This is a genomic window from Corynebacterium neomassiliense (assembly GCF_900626215.1).
Taxonomy (GTDB): domain Bacteria; phylum Actinomycetota; class Actinomycetes; order Mycobacteriales; family Mycobacteriaceae; genus Corynebacterium; species Corynebacterium neomassiliense.
Window position 1 is genome coordinate 1,875,412 of the sequence record NZ_LR131106.1, and the last position, 18,612, is coordinate 1,894,023.

An 18,612-nucleotide genomic window follows, 5' to 3' on the forward strand; every position below is an offset into this window, starting at 1 on the left:
TCATCAGAAGAAACCGTCCGCGGTCTCCTTGTACGACCACAGCAGGTTCTTCGTCTGCTGGTAGTGGTCGAGCATCATCAGGTGGGTCTCCCTGCCGATACCGGACTTCTTGTAGCCTCCGAAGGCCGCGTGGGCGGGGTAGGAGTGGTAGTTGTTCACCCACACCCGTCCGGCCTGGATGGCGCGGCCGGCACGGTAGGCGGTGTTGGCGTTGCGTGACCAGACTCCGGAGCCGAGACCGTACTCGGTGTCGTTGGCGATGGTCATGGCCTCGTCAAAGTCCCTGAAAGTGGTGACCGCCACGACCGGACCGAAGATCTCCTCCCGGAAGCACCGCATGGAGTTCTCGCCCTTGAGGATGGTCGGTTCAATGTAGTAGCCGCCCTCGAGACCCTCCACGGTGCGGACGTGGCCGCCGGCGAGCACCTCGGCACCTTCGGCCGGACCGGACGTGAGGTACCCGGAGATCTTGTCCATCTGTTCCTGGGACGCCTGGGCGCCGATCATTGTCTCGGTGTCCAGTGGGTTTCCCGCTCTGATGGCCTTGACGCGTTCCACGACAAGGGAGAGGAACTCGTCGGCGATGTCCTCCTGGATCAGGGCACGGGACGGGCAGGTGCAGACTTCGCCCTGGTTGAGGGCGAACATGGTGAAGCCTTCGACTGCCTTGTCGCGGAAGTCGTCGTCGGCGTCCATGATGTCGGAGAAGAAGACGTTGGGGGACTTGCCGCCGAGTTCAAGGGTGACGGGGATGAGTTTGTCCGCGGCCGCCTTGTTGATGAGCTTGCCGACCTCTGTGGAGCCGGTGAAGGCGATCTTCGCGATCCTGTCCGAACCCGACAGTGCGACACCTGCCTCCTCCCCCAGTCCGTTGACGATGTTGAGGACCCCGGCGGGGAGCAGGTCGCCGATGAGGTCGATGACGTAGAGGATGGACGCCGGTGTCTGTTCGGCCGGCTTCAGCACGATGGTGTCCCCGGCGGCGAGGGCGGGGCAGATCTTCCACGCGGCCATGAGGACGGGGAAGTTCCAGGGGATGATCTGGCCGACAACGCCGAGCGGCTCGTGGAAGTGGTAGGCGACGGTGTTCTCGTCGATCTGGGAGAGGTGCCCCTCCTGGGCACGCAGGGCCCCCGCGTAGTAGCGGAAGTGGTCGACCGCCAGGGGAATGTCGGCGGCGAGGGTCTCCCGGACGGGTTTGCCGTTGTCCCAGGTCTCTGCGACGGCGACGGCCTCGAGGTTCTCTTCGATCCGGTCGGCGATCTTCAGCAGGATGTTGGAGCGTTCCTGGACACTGGTCCTTCCCCACGCGTCCGCGGCGGCGTGGGCGGCGTCGAGGGCGAGGTCGATGTCCGCGGCTTTTCCGCGGGCGACACGGGTGAAGACCCTGCCGTCGACGGGGCTGATGTTGTCGAGGTATTCGCCGTCCACCGGAGGCACCCACCGGCCTCCGATGTAGTTGTCGTAGGTGTCGCGGTAGGAGACGAGGGAACCTTCTGTGCCGGGGGCTGCGTAGACGGTCATGTGGTGGTGGTCCTCCGTTCGGGTCCGGACCGGACCCTCGAGTGCTGGTCGGATTGCTGCCGACCAACCTAACCGCAGTAAAGTGTGATGGCGACCACTATATGTTCATAATCTAACTGGCATCACACTCTTCGAGGTGTCCGCGCAGGTACCCGGCACTTAACAGTTAAGTGACAGAACAGAAACAACCCCCGTTCACGACAGAACGGGGGTGGTTACCAGGGGTGGCAGCTCCGGACAGTCCGGAGCCGGACGCCCCCGGAAATCAGGCCGCGCGCCGGCGGGCGAGAATGAGATGGTCCAGACTGAACCTCCCGCCACCGACGGCGGCGACGAGGGCCGTGCCCGCAGCCAGCGCCAGGACCAGCTCATAGCCGCCGCCGTCGACGAAGATGGTGCCCGCGTCGGCATGGACGAACCACCATGCGCCGAGCATGTCGAGGACAACCAGGACCCCGACCACCGGAGTGGCCAGCCCGAGAATGAGAAGGGCCCCGCCGACGAGCTCGACGGTGGCGGCGAAGATCGCCGCCGCGGTGGCCGCGGGGATACCCATCGACTCAAAGAAGGCGGAGGTGCCGTCGATAGTGTTCGTGAAGAACTTCTGCCAGCCGTGGGCGATGAGGATGACGCCGAGTGCGACGCGTGCGATGAGAATGACAATGTCTGAAGTCGTACGGGAGGCTCCGGTGGAGAGCATGACGCCCTTTCTGGAAGTAAGTAACGGACACCTCCACCATAGCGGATCTAGTTGACATGTCAACAAGCGGTGGTGCTGCTCACGGCGTCCCCGTCCGGCACAGCCGGATCACTCCCACCGGACGCGGGGTCAGTTCCACCGGACGCTCCGGGTCAGTTCAACCGGCCGACCCGGACGGTCACCGGCCAGGAGACCTGCCGTGGACGCCCGTTGTCCCCCCAGATCCTCACCACATCGGCACAGAAGTCACGGAACAGGTCCGCCCGCCCCGCCTCCTCCGCCCGGCGGACCGCCGACCACGTACCGATGTAACCGAGGAAAGCCTCAGGATCCAGGTCACGGTCGATACTCAGTTCAGGGGCCTCCAGTTCCTCGAAAGGGAAGTCAAGGGTGCGGTAGCCTTCGTCGACGAAATGGCGTCCCGGATCCCAGAACCGGCCGATCCCGTCGTAGTAGAACCGGCCGAAGAGCTCCTGCAGGTCAGCGTCCGAAATCCGCAGCACACCGTAGGTGACCAGCGCGATCACACCACCCGGCGCGGCAATGCGCCGGGCCTCGGAATAGAACTGCGGAAGATTGAACCAGTGCGCCGACTGTGCAGCGGTGACAAGGTCCACCGTGGCGTCCCGGACAGGAAGTCTCTCGGCCGGGGCGACCGCGTAGGTGACATTCGGGCACGGTGTGGCCGCGGCGATCTGCGACTCGCTAGGATCAAACGCCAGCACCCTGTCGAAATAGTCCGCGAGCTGTGTGGACAACTGCCCGGTACCGCAACCGACGTCGACGGCGAGAGCGGTGGACGGCGCGAGATCCGCCAGGAACGACGACACCTGCCTCGGATAACTGGGACGGTAGGTGGCGTACTCGGCACCTCCGGTGGACCAGTTGCTGGGTACGTCAACGGGACCGGTACCGGTGGCAGGTGAGTCAGTCATGTCCCCAGCGTACCGGCGGTCCCACAGAGTGGACAGCGAACACCTGACACTGAACAGAATCCCGCCGTACCCCTGCAGTGCAGGACCTCCCCGGCTCACAGTTCCAGGCGCGTACCCGTCCACCGTCGCCTCAGCCACCGGTCGTGCGAGGCTACGACGACAGCCCCCGGATACCCCGGGATCGCCTCCTCCAGTGCCGTGACCAGCGACAGCGAAAGATGATTGTCCGGCTCGTCGAGGAGGAGAACCTCGGGCGGGTCGGCGAGCAGCACCGCGAGCGCGACCCTGCGCTGCTGGCCCGTGCTCAGCTGCGCCAGGGGCCGGTCGACGTCCCGCTGACGGACCAGACCGAAGGTCGACAGGGGTACGGCGTCCGCCAGCTCCTCGCCGACGAGATCCCGGTAGGTGCGTTCGACGGTGCGTCCCGCCCCGCGGTCGTGCGGGTCCGGCAGGGTGACCTCCTGGGTGAGGTACCCGGTGCGGACCCCCGTGACGGTGAGCGAGCCGGAGTCCGGCACCAGCACCCCGGCGAGCACGGAGAGCAGCGTGGACTTCCCTGACCCGTTCGGACCTGTGACCAGCAACTTCTCAGTGCCGTTGAGGGTCAGGGACGTCTCGGCGAGACGCCCTGCCACGGTGATCCCGGACGCCACCACCACCGGGCCCCCGGACGCGCTCCGCGGCCCGCGGACACTGTCCGCCGCCGCGGTGAGCCCGGCGAAAGTCAGTGGCGCGGGCGGTCTGCGAACCTGCTCCTCCTCGAGTTTCTCCAGGCGAGAGCGGGAGTCACTGACCCGACGCGAGACGACCTTCGCGTTGCGGTCACCGTAGAACTTCTTCGCGATCCTCGACTCGGTCCGCGGTGCGGCACCCGCATGCCCGACCCGGTGACTGTCACGGACCCCGGCACGCATGCGTTTCAGCTCGGCCTGCTCGTCACGGTACCGCCTCTCCCACCGCACCAGCACGTCCCGACGGGCGGCGAGGTAGTCGGAGTAGTTACCGGTGTAACGGGTCACTCCCCCCTCGGCGCCGACCTGCGTCGGAGCGGGGTCAAGGTCGACCAGGGAGGACGCCGTGGCGTCGAGGAAGGCACGGTCGTGACTGGCGAAGAGCACCGGCCCCTTCCACGCGGCGAGGACGCTGACCAGGTAGGCCGTCGCGGCGTCATCCAGGTGGTTCGTCGGCTCGTCGAGCAGGAGGATGTCCGGCCTGTTGAGCAGCAGCCAGGCCAGCGACAGTCGCGCCCGCTGGCCGCCGGAGAGCTCCCCGGTCGGCCGGTTGCCGGGGACGTGTGCCAGGCCGAGTCCGGCGAGGGTGGCGGAGATCCGGGCGTCCGTCTCCCACACGTCGAGCTGTTCAGCCAGGTCAAGGGCCGCTGCGTAGGCGTCCGCGTCATAGGGGTCGGAGGCCTTGTCGAGTGCAGCGAGTGCCTGCCTTTCCGCGGCGACGGCGGACTCCAGGGCCTGCCCGATGGTGTCGGTCGGAGCGAAGGGCGCCTGCTGGTGGAGCAGTCCGACGCGTGCCCGGCGACTCCCGGTGCCGGTGTCGACGTGCCCGGCGGTGGTCGCACCCGGCGGCAGGGAACCGTGGACGGCGTGCAGCAGCGTGGACTTGCCCGAGCCGTTCTCCCCGATCAGGCCGGTCCGCTGTCCTGCAGGGACGGTGAAGGAAATGTCGGTGAGGATGCGGGCGCCGGCAATCTGGACGGACAGGCCGTCAATACGCAGGACAGCGTCCGGGGTGGAGGTGCGTGTGGAGGACTGGAGCAACATGGCGGAACTCCCTGAACGGAGAAAAGGTGTGCCCCGCCGGGCTGTGCCGACCGGTGGCCCGGAGCGTGATGCTCGACGGTGCGTCTGCCGGTGGCGCCTCAGGCGCGGGACGGTTCAGGGGGTTACTTCCGCATGACGCCCCACGCTAGCAGCGGATGAGCGCGTCACGCAACGGGGGGGGTCAGGACGGGTCCGTCCCCGGGTCCACCGCCGCCATCCCTTCGTTGAAGGGTACGAACGTCACTGGTCCGGCCCGGAGTTACCGGGCGAGTTCGGCTCCGTCAATGTCAGCATGGTCGCGTCCAGGAGAATCCGGTTCACGCTCCGCCGAGGGGCGGGGTCGGCATCATGTCCTGCACTCTGCGGAGGGTCGTCGTTCCCCGCAGATCGAAGAATCTTTCGACCCAGGTCGTCAGCCCCCGCCCACTCCGCTCATCCTTCGATGATCCGCCGGATGGCGTAGAGCGTCTCGGTGATGCCGTAGGTCGCGGCGTCCTTCCGGTCAGCCTCCTGGGCGGCGGCGTCCTCCCCGTACTTCTGCGCGAAGAACGCCTCGCCCTCGTCGGTGAAGCGGGTGAACTCGGTGATGACGGTGGCGTCGTCCCGACGGTTCACCGGCTCCAGCCGGTAGCCCCACACGGTGCCGGACGAGGTGACCTTCCAGGAGAATTCACGGCCGGGTTCCCAGGTCACGACCTCGGACATTGTCGACCACTCGCGCTCCGGGGTGCGGTTGTGGCCGGTGAACGTGGCACCGACGGTCCGGGCCGCGGGGTCGGTCGCCGCAGCGCCGTTCCACTCCGACCGGTAGCACTGGGGGCTCCACTCGCCGGTGCGGGTGACGTCGCTGACCAGCGCGAAAACCTCGGCGGGGGATGCTGCGACAGTGATGGAGTCACTGAGTTCGTAAGCCATGGAGTCGAGGGTAGTCGGGCGGGACGCCACAGCACTTGCCTTCGAGCGCGCTCGAATCTCTACGGTCAGCTCCATGACCGAACACAGCACCACTGCCCGCACCGCACATCACCCCAGAACCTGGCTCATCACCGGCGCCAGTTCCGGCATCGGACGCGCCCTCACCGTCGCCGCACTGGACGCCGGAGAATTCGTCATCGGGACTGCCCGGCGTCCCGAACGGTTCAACGATCTGGTGCACCGGTACGGAGACAGGTTCACCGCCCTCGCCCACGACGTCCGGGACACCGACCGCGCCCCGGAGATCATCCGACAGGCTTTCGACCTGACCGGACGCATCGACGTCCTCGTCAACAACGCCGGCGGTGGCCAGGTCGGCACCGCCGAAGAGATCGGGGACGCGGACCTCCGCGACATGCTCGACCAGCACCTCTTCGGCCCCGCAGCCCTCGTCCGCGCCGTCCTGCCTCACATGCGCGCGGCTCATTCCGGCACCATCGTGCAGATGAGCAGCCAGGGCGGACGCCTGTCCTTTCCGGCTGTCGGCAGCTACTCCGCCGGAAAGTTCGCCCTCGAGGGATGGTCCGAGGCTCTCGCCGGGGAGGTCAGGCCTTTCGGCATCCAGGTACTCATCGTGGAACCCAGCAGGTTCCGTACCGGGTTCAACGCTCCCGGCGTCCTGAAGACGGCGTCCGTGAACCCGAACTATGAGCAGGTCACAGGCGCGATCCGTGCCGACATGGCGGACGCCGACGGCCTCCAGGAAGGTGATCCCGCCCGTGCCGCGCTGGCCATCCGCCGCGTCCTCGACATGGAGGACGCGCCTCTGCGCCTCCCCCTCGGAGCGGAGGCGGTCGGCAATCTCACCCGCGCGTACCGGACAGCTCTCACGGACGTGGAACGCCTGGCAGAACTGTCGGCGTCCGCCGACTTCCCGGGGACGACCGCCCCGGTACGTGCCTTCCAGCGCAGCGTCAACGACGCGACCACAGCCGTAGACTGACGCCATGACCACCCGTGACCTCGTGGAACAGCTCCTGGCCCGCACCGCCGATGCGCCGGGGGAGGACACCGTCGACATCCTCCGTGACCTGCTCGATGACGCCACCGTCGATCCTTCCGATCCGCCGCTGGGCATCTCGGAGGCCGCCGCACTGGTCGGGCTGAGCACCCACACTCTGCGCTACTACGAGGACCAGGGTCTGGTCGGCCCGTCGCGGGACTCCACCGGATACCGTCTCTACCATCCCGCTGACCTGCGCCGACTCGTGTTCCTCACCCGGATGCGCCTCTCCGGGATGGGGATGACGGAACTGAAGCGCTACGTAGCCCTGGTTGAGCAGGGAGAGGCCACGTTCCCGGAACGTCGCGCGATCATGGTGGCGCAGCGAGACCGGATCCGGCGGCAGCTGAGGGAACTTACACTGGCGCTGGAGACCACCGAGTACAAGATCCGGGTGTACACACCGGAGAGGTGAGCTGGCTACCGTGGGGCCATGTGCACCTCACCGCGTACCCGCCGACCGCTCACCTCGGCGGCACTGACTGTCAGTCTCGCCGGCGCGCTGGCGCTGACCACGGCCGGAACCGCCGTGGCCGCCGAACTCCCGTCCAGTTCCGGGGTGCAGTCCCAGGTCAGCGGGGCGGTCGCGGACTCCGTCGAGTACGGCGGCTACGTCGCCGGCAGTGTGCAGGCGTTCTTCCGGCTGCCCGTCGACCAGGCGGTCTTCGGCAGTGCGGCCGCCGGGGCGCTCGCCCTGTGTCTGATCCTCCCGACTCCTGACGGCACCTGCGTCATCTGAACTGTCCGAGGAGTCCGAGGAGAGCGAGGAGAGCGAGGAGACACCGGGAGGACGCACCGTGTACGTCAAGATGATGAACGAGTACTCCGTCGACCAGCCGTTCTGGAACCCGGCGGACAAGAATCCGGACTCTGACCTGCCCTATCTCCTGTCCGACATGGACGATCCCCTCCCCAGCTTCCGGATGACCTCACCGCTTCCGGTGCCCCCACCCCGCCGACACCTCCCGACTCCGGGTCGGGCGCGTCAGGGTGGAAAATCTCGGCCGGACCACCCCCAGGCAGTCAACCTGGCGGGGCTGGGACGGGAAAAGCTACTCCGCGTCGCTCACCCCACCGGCGGCGAACTGGCTGCGGTACAGGTCCGCGTAAGCTCCGTCGACTGCAAGCAGTTCCGCGTGGGAACCCTGTTCCACGATCGAACCGTCGACCATGACGAGGATCCGGTCGGCGTCCCGGATCGTGGAGAGCCGGTGCGCGATGACGAACGAGGTCCGGTCCGCCCGGATCGCGTTCATCGCCTTCTGCACCAGCACCTCGGTACGGGTGTCCACCGACGATGTCGCCTCATCGAGGATCAGCAGTTCCGGGTTGCGCAGGAAGGCGCGGGCAATGGTGATGAGCTGGCGCTCACCGGCGGAGACTGAGCCCCCGTCCTGGGAGATCTCTGTGTCGTAGCCCTGCGGCAGGGCGTGGACGAACCGGTCGACGTACGCAGCTTTTGCCGCGGCGACGACCTCACTGTCGGTGGCGTCAAGACGCCCGTAGCGGATGTTGTCCATGACAGAGCCTTCGAAGACCACGGCGTCCTGCAGCACCATCCCGGTGCGTGAGCGCAGGTCCGCCCGGGTCATGTGGCGGGTGTCCACCCCGTCGAGCAAGATCTGTCCACCGGTGACCTCGTAGAACCGCATGATGAGGTTGACCAGTGTGGTCTTTCCGGCGCCCGTCGGTCCGACGATGGCCACGGTCTGACCAGGTTCCACGGTGAGGTCCAGGTGCTCGATGAGAAGGTCGGAGCCCTCTCCGCCGTAGCCGAAGGAGACATCACGGAACTCGACCCTCCCCGGCCTCTGCCCTGATCCGGTGCGGGGGGACTGTGCATCGGCCGGGTCCGGATCCTCCTCCTCGGCGTCGAGGAGCTCGAAGACCCGCTCGGTGGAGGCGAGCCCTGACTGCAGCATCGTCATCATGCCGGCGACCTCGCTGAGAGGCTGGTTGAATTCGCGGGAGTACTGGATGAACGCCGTCGCCGCGCCCAGGGTCATGGATCCTCCTGCCACCCGCAGACCGCCCACCACTGCGATGACCACGTAAGACAGGTAGGAAAGGAACTGCATCAGCGGCATCATCGACCCGGACAGGAACTGTGCCTTCGCACTGGCCCGGTACATCGCCTCATTGCGCCCGGTGAACTCCGCGGCCATCTGCTCCTGCCGGCCGTAGGCGACCACCAGTTCGTGACCGGTGAACGCTTCCTCGACATGGCCGTTGACCCGGCCGGTCTCGGTCCACTGGGAGACGTACTGGTGCTGTGCCCGGGTGCCGACCACACCGACGACAACCGCCGTCAACGGCAGTATCAGCAGTGCCAGCAGGGTCAGCTGCCAGGAGACGGTGAACATCATCACGACGACTCCGATGATCATCATCAGCGAGTAGACCAGCTGGCTGATGGCCTGCTGCAGGGCCTGCTGGACGTTGTCGACGTCATTGGTGGTGCGCGAGAGAATGTCCCCGCGCTGCCGGGTGTCGTAGTAGCTCAGGGGCAGCCTGTGGATCTTCCGCTCCACATCGGCCCGAAGGTCCACGACGACTGCCACCACCACCTTGTTGAGCACGTACCCCTGCAACCAGTTGAACACGCCGGCGACCAGGTACATGGCCAGCACGACCATGATCAGTTCACCCAGCCTGCCGTAGTCGATACCGGCACCCGGGTCACCGCGCCACATAGCCAGGACCCCGTCATAGATGACGTCAATGGCGTGACCGAGGATCTTCGGCGCCCACACCGTGAGTACGACGCACACGGTGAGCAGGACGAATACCCATGCCATCGCGGCTTTCCTGGCCCCGAGAAGCCCGGTCATCCTTTTCGCCGCCGATCCGATGTTCCGGATCTTCTGCGGCTGCTGCGTCTCGTCCATCAGTTCCCCTCCCCTGTCCCGGCACCGGTGAGCTGTGACTCCACGATCTCGCGGTAGGTGTCGCTGCTTTCGGTGAGCTCGTCGTGGGTGCCCCGGGCGACTATGCGTCCGGCGTCCAGAACGAGGATCTGGTCGGCGTCACGGACGGTGGAGACCCGTTGTGCGACGGTGACCACTGCGGCGTCGACCGTCCTGGGCTGGAGTGCCCGGCGCAGGCGGGCGTCTGTCGTGACGTCGAGGGCGGAGAAGGCGTCGTCGAAGACGTACACCCTGGGTTCCGCGACGAGTGCCCGGGCGATGCACAGGCGTTGACGCTGGCCTCCCGAGACATCTGTCCCGCCCTGGGCTATAGAGGAGGCGAGACCGGACGCCGGGGCTCCGCCGCCCTCACCGCCGCCGGTTGTCCGTTCCGCGACGAAGTCTGCGGCCTGGGCGATGCGCAGGGCGTCCCACAGCTGTTCATCGGTGGCGTCCGACGCTCCGAAGCGGAGGTTGGACGCCACGGTCCCGGAGAACAGGAACGCCTTCTGCGGTACCAGGCCGACCCTGGCGACAATGTCCGCCCGGGCCATCCTGGACAGGGGTACCCCGTCGAGCAGGATCTCCCCTGACGTCGGTTCGAGAAGCCGGGGGATCAGGTTGACCAGGGTGGTCTTCCCCGACCCGGTGGCCCCGATCACCGCGGTGGTCTGACCCGGCCGGACGGTGAAGGACACTCCGGACAGCACCGGCTGGTCCGCGCCCGGGTAGGTGAAGGAGACGTCCCGGAACTCCAGCTCACCGGCCAGGCGCCCGGGCCGGACCGGGTCCTCCGGCTCGGCGACGGTGATCGTGTGGTGGAGCACCTTGTCGATACGCCCTGCACAGACGATTGCCCTGGGGAGCATCATCGCCATGAACGACCCCATCATCACGGCGACGAGGATCTGCAGCAGGTACTGCATGAAGGCGGTGAGCGACCCGACCTCCATCTGACCGTCACCGACCCGGTGACCGCCGAACCACAGCACTGCGGCGGTGGCGATGTGCAGCACCATCATGATCACGGGTCCCATGAGCGCGAACACCCGGCCGACCCGTTCCGACACGAATCCCACGGCCAGGTTCGCGTCACGGAACCGGGAGGACTCGTGCCCCTCCCTCACGAAGGCACGCACCACCCGGATGCCGGCGATCTGTTCCCGCAGGACGCCGTTGATCGCGTCCACCCTGTCCTGCATCATGTTGAACAGGGGGACCAGCTGGGCGATCATCAGCCCGACGACGATGAGCAGCGCCGGCACGGAGACCCACAGCAGCCAGGACAGGCCGGCATCCTCCCTGAGCGCCATGACGATCCCGCCGATGCACATGATCGGCATGGTGACCATGAAGCTCAGTGCCATGGTCGTGACCATCTGGACCTGCTGGACATCGTTGGTCCCCCTGGTGATGAGGGTGGGGACGCCGAACTCCCCCATGTCCCGGGCCGAGAACCTGTCGACTGTCCGGTACACGTCCCGGCGGATGTCCCTGCCTATACCCATTGCGGCGCGGGCAGCGCACCACGTCGCAGCCACCGCGGTGATGACCTGCCCGAAGGCGACGGCCACCATGACACCGCCGGTGGACCAGATGTAGCCGATGTCACCGGTGGACACCCCCCGGTCGATGATGTCTGCGTTGAGTCCGGGCAGGTAGAGGGTCGCGAGAGCGGAGACTGTCTGGAGGACGAGAACTGCGGCGAGCAGCCCTGTGTAGGGGCGCGAATAGGAGCGCAGGAGTCGGAGCAGGTGCACGCGGTCGAACATACAGGCAGCACCGGACAGATAGGACACGGTAAGTTGCCGGGGGCAGGACGCCACCTGCGGAACCGCGGCCGGGCAACGGTACAGCGGGGGCAGGACAGGCGACTGTACGGGTGGGGTACCGCGGAGGGGTGGGCCACCTGCGTCGCTTTAATGTCTGTGAGAGGACGACTAGATTTGTCACTTCAGTCACACCACTCCCTACGGAAGTCTTCGCTCGACAGATGGCCCAGAAAACACCCCTCGTGATCATCCTGCCTGTACCGGCAGGCGCACCTCCGGCGCCCCGGTGGACGCCTCCGCCGACCCCTGTCGGGGACAGTGCGGCAGATGAGGCACAGGACGCTGCAGGAGAGGCCGGCTCACGGACAGACGGCGCCGGAAGCGAAGACACCGCGCCCGCCCCTGCGGTGAAGGGCACTGGTGAGGTCCTCATGCTCGCCGCGCCCACCGGGCCCCCTCCGGCACCGGGAACCGCACGCATCACGCGGGATCCTGACCGGGACGCCGTCGACGGTGCCGCAGCGAAGGCACCGGGCACCCGGGAACAGGAGGACCAGCCGGCCCAGGCAGCCCAGCCGGCCCAGGCTGTGGTGTCCCCCGGGGATCCTGCCGCAGATGCCACGCACCCGCCGTCAGACAGCTGGCCTGTCCGGACCACGGCAGCTGTCCCGGCGCCCGCCGTCACCGTCACCGGGTCCGGCGCCGACGACGAGTTCGCCTCCCAGGCGGTCCCCACCCGGGAACTCCCCACCCCGGAACCGCTGAAGCCCGGACGTATCCGCCGCGTACCCGGCCTCGACGGACTCCGCGGCATCGCGGTCGTCGCCGTCGTCGTGTACCACTTCTTCGGTGACCTCCTGCCCGGGGGATTCCTCGGCGTCGACATCTTTTTCGTCCTCTCCGGGTTCCTCATCACCGCCCTGCTGGTCCGCGAGACCGGCGCGACCGGCACCGTCAGCCTGAGAGAATTCTGGCGTCGTCGTGCCCGCAGGATCCTCCCTGCGGCCGTCACTGTTCTGGTGGCGGCCACCGCTGTCGCCGGTTTCATCGGCGGTGACGTGCAGGTCGCACTGGTTCCCCAGTTCGTGGGTTCACTGTTCTTCGCGAACAACTGGGTGCAGATCGCCCAGTCCCACAGCTACTTCGCGGACGCCACACCCCAGATCTTCATGCACTACTGGTCCCTGGCGATCGAGGAGCAGTTCTACGTCATCTGGCCGCTGGTGTTCCTCGGACTGCTGTGGACGGGACGCCGTTTCGGGCGCAACGGCCGCTCCGGCGACCGGCGGTTCCGACTCCCCGCCCTGGTCGCCACGGTGGGCGGACTGGCGTCGCTGGTGCTCATGGCGGTCCTGTACAACCCGGACGAAGACCCCAGCCGCGTCTACTTCGGCACGGACACCCACGCATTCGGCCTGCTCGCTGGCGTGGTCCTCGCGCTGCTGCTGACCACGGCGTCCCCCGGCTCCAGGGATTCATGGCCACTGCTGGATCCCGCCGGAGCCTCCGGACCCGGCACCGCCCCGGGCACCCGGACCGTGGGGGGTGTCCGGCTCAGCAGGATCACCGGGGTGTGTGCGTGGACCCTCGGTACAGCTGCATTCGTGGGCCTGCTCGCCATGCTGGTCCTGCTGCCGGACACCTCGCCGGTGACCTACCGTGGCGGGCTGTTCCTGGCGACACTCCTCACCGTCGCGGTGGTGGCGACCGTCCTGCGGGACGCCGGTCCGGTGGCCGCACTGCTGCGGCTGCGCCCGTTGCGCTACTTCGGTGAGAGGTCCTTCAGCCTCTACCTCTGGCACTGGCCGGTGGTGGTGTTCCTCAGGTACCTGCTGCAGCCGCCCGGATCGGACACCTCCGATCTGCTGGTCGGTGTGGCCGCCGTGGTGGTCAGCCTGCTGCTGTCGGAGGCGTCCTACCGGTGGGTGGAGAATCCGTTGCGTCGTCGCGGCTACCGCAGGGTGGTCCAGGCGATGGGTTCGACGAAGCTGATGGTGGTACCGGTGTGCATCCTGGTCGTCACCCTGTTCGCGGGATCCGCCCTGGGAGGGAGCCCGGAGAAGTCCGAACTGGAGCGGCAGCTCGACGCGCTCGCCGAGATGCAGAACGCCACTCCTCCGCCACCTCCACCGGGGGCCGTTCCCCCGGCCGGGATCCCCGACGGCTCAGAGATCACGGGGATCGGCGATTCGGTGATGCTCGCCTCGAGCCTGGCCCTGCAGTCCCGCTTCCCGGGGATGACGATCGATGCGGCAGTGTCCCGCCACTACTCGGGCGGGGAGGGAACCATCCAGGCGATGGTCGACAACGGAACCATGGGCAAGTACGTGGTGCTCGGCTTCGGTACGAACGGACAGGCCTTCGAGGGTGAGCTGGACAGGATCCGGGAGATGCTGGGCCCGGACCGGGTCATGATCCTCGTCGTCCCCTTCGGCTACGTCGACGGTGTCCAGGAGGCCGCCGACCAGGTCGTCGCCTATGCGGCGGCAACTCCCGGGGTCTATGCGGCACCGTGGTGCCAGCTGGCTCTGGCACACCCCGAGGACCTCATCGGCGACGGCGTCCACCCTGACGAGCAGGGCCAGCAGCTCTACGCCGACGCGGTGGAGTCCGGCCTGAAGCAGGCCGTGTCCGGGCAGAAGGACAGTTCGGTCAGCTGCCCCATGTGACCGCCTGCGACCTCATGCCACTTCCTGCGACCGCCGGACGTGCCCACGATCTGCCCCGGACCTGGCCCTGAACTGGCCCCGACCTGGACCGGTCGGGGTCACGGTCGGGGTCACAGGTCAGCGGGCGAGATTCTCCCGGACGACCTTGAATCCCTCCGCCCAGGCGAGCAGGTCGGTGAGCAGGGCGGGGAAAGTTCCGGTGGAGACGTCCTGGGGAGCGAACCGGCCGTCGGCGAAGTCGGTGAACAGCGAGAATGACGCCGTGGACCGGACGGTGGCGGCGCGGAAGTTGGCGAACACCAGCCGCCATGCCTCGACGGCGCGCACTCCCTTGTCCCCGCCGTAGGAGGCGAAGGCGACGGGCTTGTTGGCGAACTCGGAGCCGATGAAGTCGATGGCGTTCTTCAGCGGGCCGGGCACGGAGTGGTTGTACTCCGGAGTGACGACGATGTACCCGTCGAAGGGCTCGACGGCGGCTCCCCAGGCCCTGGTGTGCTCGTTGGCGTACCGGTGCGCGCCACCGGGGATCTCCTCGTCAAGGATGGGGAGGTTGTAGTCGTTGTAGTCGATGACGGCGTTGTCCACGCCGGCGGAGTCGAGCTGCTCCTTCACCCAGGCGACGACCTGGGGGTTGAGGGCGCCGGGTCGGTTGGATCCGGCGATGATGCCGATGCGGGTCATGTGAACTCCAATCACGGAAGACTCAAAAGTAGTTGACTGTTCAACTTGATTCCGGGCCCACTGTAATACGGTCGGGCCCGCAATGTGACCCCGGGCCCCCGTCCGGTCAGTCGGCGACGGCCTCCAGTGGTGGTGTACGGCAGGCCTTCGCCGCAGGCCATACCGCTGCCAGGACACCGATCACCGCGGAGGCGACGATCATTCCGCCGAGCTGCCCCCACGGCACTTCGATGGTGTCGAGTCCCTCCCCTGACAGCACCCTGAGGAAGGCCCAGCCCAGTGCCAGGCCGACGACGACACCGACGACCGCTCCGTACAGGGCGATCTGCACCGCCTCCAGGGTGATCATGCGGCGCACCTGGCCCCGGGTCACCCCGACCGCCCGCATCATCCCGATCTCCCGGCGTCTCTCGATCACGTTGAGGGCCAGGGTGTTGACGATCCCCAGCACCGCGACGATCACGGCGAGTGCGAGCAGGGCGTAGAGGATGTTGAGCATCTGGTCGACGAAGACCGCCTGCTGGCCGGCGAACTCGGCAGGGGTGAGAACCTGGACCACGATGAACGGATCCACGGCGTCCTCCAGGGCCTGCCGCATGTCCTCCCCGTTGCCGTCACCGTCGACGAATGCGGCGTAGAGCATGGGGCTGCTGGCGAAGGTCCCGGTACCGAATGCCCCCTCGTCGACGTACGGGGACAGTGCGGACCAGGAGACGACCAGGTCTCCGAGCAGGCTGTTGGGCTGGTAGGTGCCGAGCAGCTCGACCGTACCGAGCTCACGCTCCGGGGTGCCGGGGACGGTCGCACTCAACGGCACCTGCCCGCCCACGGTCCAGCCGTGGTCCGCGGCCGTGGCAGCCGAGGCGATGAAACCCGGACGGTCGAGGGTGACGTCCCCGGTGACGGGGGTGACACTCCCGGTGACGGTCGGATCGCCGTCGAAGAAGCCGGTCCCGCCGCCGTTTCCCACGGTGGCGGCGTCCCCGGTCCCGGCGACGGAGACCGGGGCGATGCCGAAGCCGGAGACCGCGGTGACGCCGCGGGTGTCTCTGGCGGCGTCCAGCGCCTGCCGGGGGATGGGGAATGACCCGTCGGACGGCCCGTAGAGCACCAGGTCGGACTTCACCGTCTCACCGACGAACCCGGTGATCGAGGCTTTCATCGACGCCCCCAGCATCCCGAACACCGCGACCAGCGCCACCCCGAGGGTCAGGGCGAATGCCGTGGTGGCCGTGCGACGTGGATTGCGGGAGGAACTGGTGGAGGCGAGTCTCCCGACCGTACCGAACGGCGCTCCGATGACCCTGCCGACCACGGGGACCACCAGCCGCGACAGTGCCGGGGAGACCAGGAAGACACCGGTGAGCACGCACAGTGCCCCGACCCCCACCAGGGAGGCCCTGATTCCGGTACCGGCCCCGTCGGACAGGACGCCGCCGAGACAGGCGAGCACTCCGGCGGCCAGCAGACCCACGCCGGTGACCGTCCGTCCCCGCAGGGAGGACGCCGTGGACTGGTCACCGGACCGCATGGCCTCGACCGGCCGCACCGCCCCGGCGCGACGGGCCGGCGCCCAGGCGGAGACCACGGTGACGAAGACGCCCAGGACCAGGGGGAGCACCACCGATCCGACGGTGACCTGCAGTCCGGTGTCCGGGAGTCCGGCGCCGGTGGAACCGATGACGGCGTAGATCGCCTTCGTCAGCCCGGCACCGGCGGCGACTCCCAGGAGGGACCCGAGGATCCCCACCACGACCGCTTCGGTGACCACGGAGCCGGTGAGCTGTCCGGAGGAGACGCCCAAGCTCCGCAGTAACGCGAACTCGCGGGTGCGCTGTGCGACAATCATGGAGAAAGTGTTGGCGATGATGAAGGTGCCGACAACCAGGGCGACGAGGCCGAAGGCCACGAGGAAGTAGTTGACGAAACTCAGGGCGTCGTTGACGGAGGCCGCCTGTTCCTCGGCGACCTGGCCTCCGGTCTTCACCTGCGCCGCGGAACCGGAGCCTGTGTCTGTGCCTGTGCCTGTGTCTGTCCGCAGGGCAGCGGAGACTTCGCCGGCAAGCTGTTCCTGGCTGACCCCCGGCTGCGCGGACAGGGAGAATCCGGTGGCGGTGCGCCCGTCGGTGAAGGTGGTGACGTACGCGGGTTCCTCCATCATCAGACCGAGGAATCCGCCGCCGTCGATGTCGATGTCGTAGATGCCGGAGACCGTGAGGTCGTGGACCCCGCCGACGTCGACCACGGTCAGGCGGTCACCGACAGTGATCCCGTGGTCACGCGCGGCGCTGGAGTTGACCACCACCTCCCCGTCCCCGCGGGGTTCCGTGCCCTCCACGACGGTGGCTGAGGGGCCCACCTGCCGGTCCGGCGGGTACCAGGCCATGGCGAAGGAGGGGGCACCACCTGTCTGCAGGGTTGAACCGTCCCGGGAGACCACCACGGTGGTTTCGGTGGAGATGTTGACCCGTGCGACCCCGTCCACACCCGCGAGGGTGTTCCCGAGGTCGAGGGGCAGACCGCCGGAGTTGTCGGCGGGTGCCACGACCACGTCGATGCCCCTGGTCGTGGATTCGGTGAGGGTGCCGAAGGTTTTCTGGAGTGAGGCGGTGAACATCAGCGCCCCGGAGATGAAAGCGGTGCCGAGGACGACGGCCAGGACCGTGAGGACGAGCCGGACCTTGTGGCCGGCGAGGCTCCTCAGGGACACCCGGCGCATGGTCGATGACGCGGACACCGTCTACATCTCCTCGATGCGTGACATCACCGACAGGACCGCTTCGACGGTGGGGTCGCGCAGCTCTTCGACGATGCGGCCGTCAGCGAGGAAGAGCACACGGTCCGCGTAGGACGCTGCGCGGGCGTCATGGGTGACGATGACGACCGTCTGGCCGTCGTCGTCGACGGAGGTTCGCAGGATGTCGAGGACTTCGGCGGATGAGTTCGAGTCGAGGTTGCCCGTCGGTTCGTCGCCGACGATGATCTCCGGGCGGGAGACGAGGGCGCGTGCACAGGCGACACGCTGCTGCTGACCACCGGAGAGTTCGGAGGGGCGGTGGGTCAGCCGGTCGGCGAGCCCGAGGCGGGTCGTGATCCGGTCGAACCAGGCTCTGTCGACCTTCCTGCCCGCGATGTCGGTGGGCAGGGTGATGTTCTCTGCCGCGGTGAGCGTGGGGACGAGGTTGAAGGACTGGAAGATGAATCCCAGCCGGTCTCTGCGTACCGCGGTGAGCGCGCGGTCGTTGAGGGTCGCCAGGTCGGTTCCGCCGAGGTACGCGGACCCGGAGGTGGGGGTGTCCAGCCCCGCCATGCAGTGCATGAGCGTCGACTTCCCGGATCCGGAGGGGCCCATGATGGCGGTGAATTCTCCTCGGATGAAGGAGACGCTCACGTGGTCGAGCGCGGTGACCTGCGTGTCGCCTGCCCCGTAGATCTTGGTCAGGGACTCGGCTCTGGCGGCGGTGTCTGCGTCGGAAATGGTCGCTGGCATGGGAGACCTTTCGGTGGATCTGGGGCGGGAGACCCGGGTGCTCCGGGTTAGTTGCCGGGTCAGTTCTCGGGTTCGTCTTCGGGCCCGACTTCGGACTCGTCTACCGAGGGTAGTGTGCCGGCAGGTGTCCCCGCCTCAGGGAAGTCCCCCATTCCCAGTCTCCCGCACCCTGGTTCTGGCTC

General features: G+C 67.6%; 14 protein-coding genes. 4 read left to right on the top strand and 10 right to left on the bottom strand.

The features are described from left to right. Positions 1-3: 3 nt before the first annotated feature. The 5 genes from exaC to E0E18_RS08255 form a co-directional block, all read right to left on the bottom strand. On the bottom strand, positions 4-1,524 hold the full coding sequence (exaC, locus tag E0E18_RS08235) for an acetaldehyde dehydrogenase ExaC (protein ID WP_066585479.1): 1,521 nt from the start codon (positions 1,522-1,524) through the stop codon (positions 4-6). 265 nt (positions 1,525-1,789) lie between these two features. Next, the gene (locus E0E18_RS08240) at positions 1,790-2,224 is read right to left on the bottom strand and encodes a DoxX family protein (protein WP_066585480.1); all 435 of its coding nucleotides are present in this window, start codon (positions 2,222-2,224) and stop codon (positions 1,790-1,792) included. Between the two features lie 152 nt (positions 2,225-2,376). After that, positions 2,377-3,159: a class I SAM-dependent methyltransferase gene (locus tag E0E18_RS08245; RefSeq protein WP_066585482.1), complete on the bottom strand. Its 783-nt coding sequence runs from the start codon at positions 3,157-3,159 to the stop codon at positions 2,377-2,379. A gap of 95 nt (positions 3,160-3,254) precedes the next feature. Then, positions 3,255-4,934, bottom strand: coding sequence for an ABC-F family ATP-binding cassette domain-containing protein (locus E0E18_RS08250; protein ID WP_130840192.1), 1,680 nt, complete (start codon positions 4,932-4,934; stop codon positions 3,255-3,257). Between the two features lie 432 nt (positions 4,935-5,366). Then, positions 5,367-5,849 carry an SRPBCC family protein gene (locus tag E0E18_RS08255; protein ID WP_110480811.1) on the bottom strand — a complete coding sequence of 161 codons (483 nt, stop codon included), beginning with the start codon at positions 5,847-5,849 and terminating at the stop codon, positions 5,367-5,369. Positions 5,850-5,922: 73 nt separating this feature from the next. Between E0E18_RS08255 and E0E18_RS08260 the strand changes: the two genes are divergently transcribed. Genes E0E18_RS08260 through E0E18_RS08270 form a run of 3 tightly spaced genes read left to right on the top strand, consistent with a single transcriptional unit; the run spans position 5,923 to position 7,651 of the window. Further along, positions 5,923-6,852, top strand: a complete 930-nt coding sequence (locus E0E18_RS08260; protein ID WP_130840194.1) for an SDR family NAD(P)-dependent oxidoreductase — start codon at positions 5,923-5,925, stop codon at positions 6,850-6,852. A 4-nt stretch (positions 6,853-6,856) separates the two neighbouring features. Continuing rightward, entirely contained in the window at positions 6,857-7,327 is a 471-nt protein-coding gene (locus E0E18_RS08265) for a MerR family transcriptional regulator (protein WP_130840196.1), read from the top strand. Positions 7,328-7,345: 18 nt separating this feature from the next. Next, positions 7,346-7,651, top strand: a complete 306-nt coding sequence (locus E0E18_RS08270; protein ID WP_130840198.1) for a hypothetical protein — start codon at positions 7,346-7,348, stop codon at positions 7,649-7,651. A 313-nt stretch (positions 7,652-7,964) separates the two neighbouring features. Here the strand turns inward: E0E18_RS08270 and E0E18_RS08275 are convergent, their stop codons facing one another. Next, complete coding sequence (locus tag E0E18_RS08275) at positions 7,965-9,800, bottom strand: ABC transporter ATP-binding protein (RefSeq protein ID WP_130840201.1); 1,836 nt, start codon at positions 9,798-9,800, stop codon at positions 7,965-7,967. Next, a complete protein-coding gene (locus tag E0E18_RS08280; protein WP_130840203.1) occupies positions 9,800-11,590 on the bottom strand; it encodes an ABC transporter ATP-binding protein in 1,791 nt (596 codons plus the stop codon). The genes E0E18_RS08275 and E0E18_RS08280 overlap by 1 nt, the downstream gene beginning before the upstream one ends. A 221-nt stretch (positions 11,591-11,811) precedes the next feature. On the opposite strand from E0E18_RS08280, the gene E0E18_RS08285 reads away from it, so the two are divergent. Continuing rightward, on the top strand, positions 11,812-14,259 hold the full coding sequence (locus tag E0E18_RS08285; protein WP_130840205.1) for an acyltransferase family protein: 2,448 nt from the start codon (positions 11,812-11,814) through the stop codon (positions 14,257-14,259). 117 nt (positions 14,260-14,376) lie between these two features. On the opposite strand, the gene E0E18_RS08290 is transcribed toward E0E18_RS08285, so the two are convergent. The 3 genes from E0E18_RS08290 to E0E18_RS08300 all read right to left on the bottom strand — a co-directional run bounded on the left by E0E18_RS08290 (position 14,377) and on the right by E0E18_RS08300 (position 18,430). Then, on the bottom strand, positions 14,377-14,940 hold the full coding sequence (locus E0E18_RS08290; RefSeq protein ID WP_066585518.1) for an NADPH-dependent FMN reductase: 564 nt from the start codon (positions 14,938-14,940) through the stop codon (positions 14,377-14,379). A 106-nt stretch (positions 14,941-15,046) separates the two neighbouring features. Beyond that, positions 15,047-17,659 carry an ABC transporter permease gene (locus tag E0E18_RS08295; RefSeq protein WP_130841339.1) on the bottom strand — a complete coding sequence of 871 codons (2,613 nt, stop codon included), beginning with the start codon at positions 17,657-17,659 and terminating at the stop codon, positions 15,047-15,049. A 21-nt stretch (positions 17,660-17,680) separates the two neighbouring features. Then, positions 17,681-18,430 carry an ABC transporter ATP-binding protein gene (locus tag E0E18_RS08300; protein ID WP_130840207.1) on the bottom strand — a complete coding sequence of 250 codons (750 nt, stop codon included), beginning with the start codon at positions 18,428-18,430 and terminating at the stop codon, positions 17,681-17,683. Positions 18,431-18,612: the final 182 nt, after the last annotated feature.

Excerpts from the sequence above, each read along its gene's own strand:
- exaC (WP_066585479.1), bottom strand. The coding sequence starts at position 1,524 with ATGACCGTCTACGCAGCCCCCGGCACAGAAGGTTCCCTCGTCTCCTAC.
- E0E18_RS08240 (WP_066585480.1), bottom strand. The coding sequence starts at position 2,224 with ATGCTCTCCACCGGAGCCTCCCGTACGACTTCAGACATTGTCATTCTC.
- E0E18_RS08245 (WP_066585482.1), bottom strand. The coding sequence starts at position 3,159 with ATGACTGACTCACCTGCCACCGGTACCGGTCCCGTTGACGTACCCAGC.
- E0E18_RS08250 (WP_130840192.1), bottom strand. The coding sequence starts at position 4,934 with ATGTTGCTCCAGTCCTCCACACGCACCTCCACCCCGGACGCTGTCCTG.
- E0E18_RS08255 (WP_110480811.1), bottom strand. The coding sequence starts at position 5,849 with ATGGCTTACGAACTCAGTGACTCCATCACTGTCGCAGCATCCCCCGCC.
- E0E18_RS08260 (WP_130840194.1), top strand. The coding sequence starts at position 5,923 with ATGACCGAACACAGCACCACTGCCCGCACCGCACATCACCCCAGAACC.
- E0E18_RS08265 (WP_130840196.1), top strand. The coding sequence starts at position 6,857 with ATGACCACCCGTGACCTCGTGGAACAGCTCCTGGCCCGCACCGCCGAT.
- E0E18_RS08270 (WP_130840198.1), top strand. The coding sequence starts at position 7,346 with ATGTGCACCTCACCGCGTACCCGCCGACCGCTCACCTCGGCGGCACTG.
- E0E18_RS08275 (WP_130840201.1), bottom strand. The coding sequence starts at position 9,800 with ATGGACGAGACGCAGCAGCCGCAGAAGATCCGGAACATCGGATCGGCG.
- E0E18_RS08280 (WP_130840203.1), bottom strand. The coding sequence starts at position 11,590 with ATGTTCGACCGCGTGCACCTGCTCCGACTCCTGCGCTCCTATTCGCGC.
- E0E18_RS08285 (WP_130840205.1), top strand. The coding sequence starts at position 11,812 with ATGGCCCAGAAAACACCCCTCGTGATCATCCTGCCTGTACCGGCAGGC.
- E0E18_RS08290 (WP_066585518.1), bottom strand. The coding sequence starts at position 14,940 with ATGACCCGCATCGGCATCATCGCCGGATCCAACCGACCCGGCGCCCTC.
- E0E18_RS08295 (WP_130841339.1), bottom strand. The coding sequence starts at position 17,659 with ATGCGCCGGGTGTCCCTGAGGAGCCTCGCCGGCCACAAGGTCCGGCTC.
- E0E18_RS08300 (WP_130840207.1), bottom strand. The coding sequence starts at position 18,430 with ATGCCAGCGACCATTTCCGACGCAGACACCGCCGCCAGAGCCGAGTCC.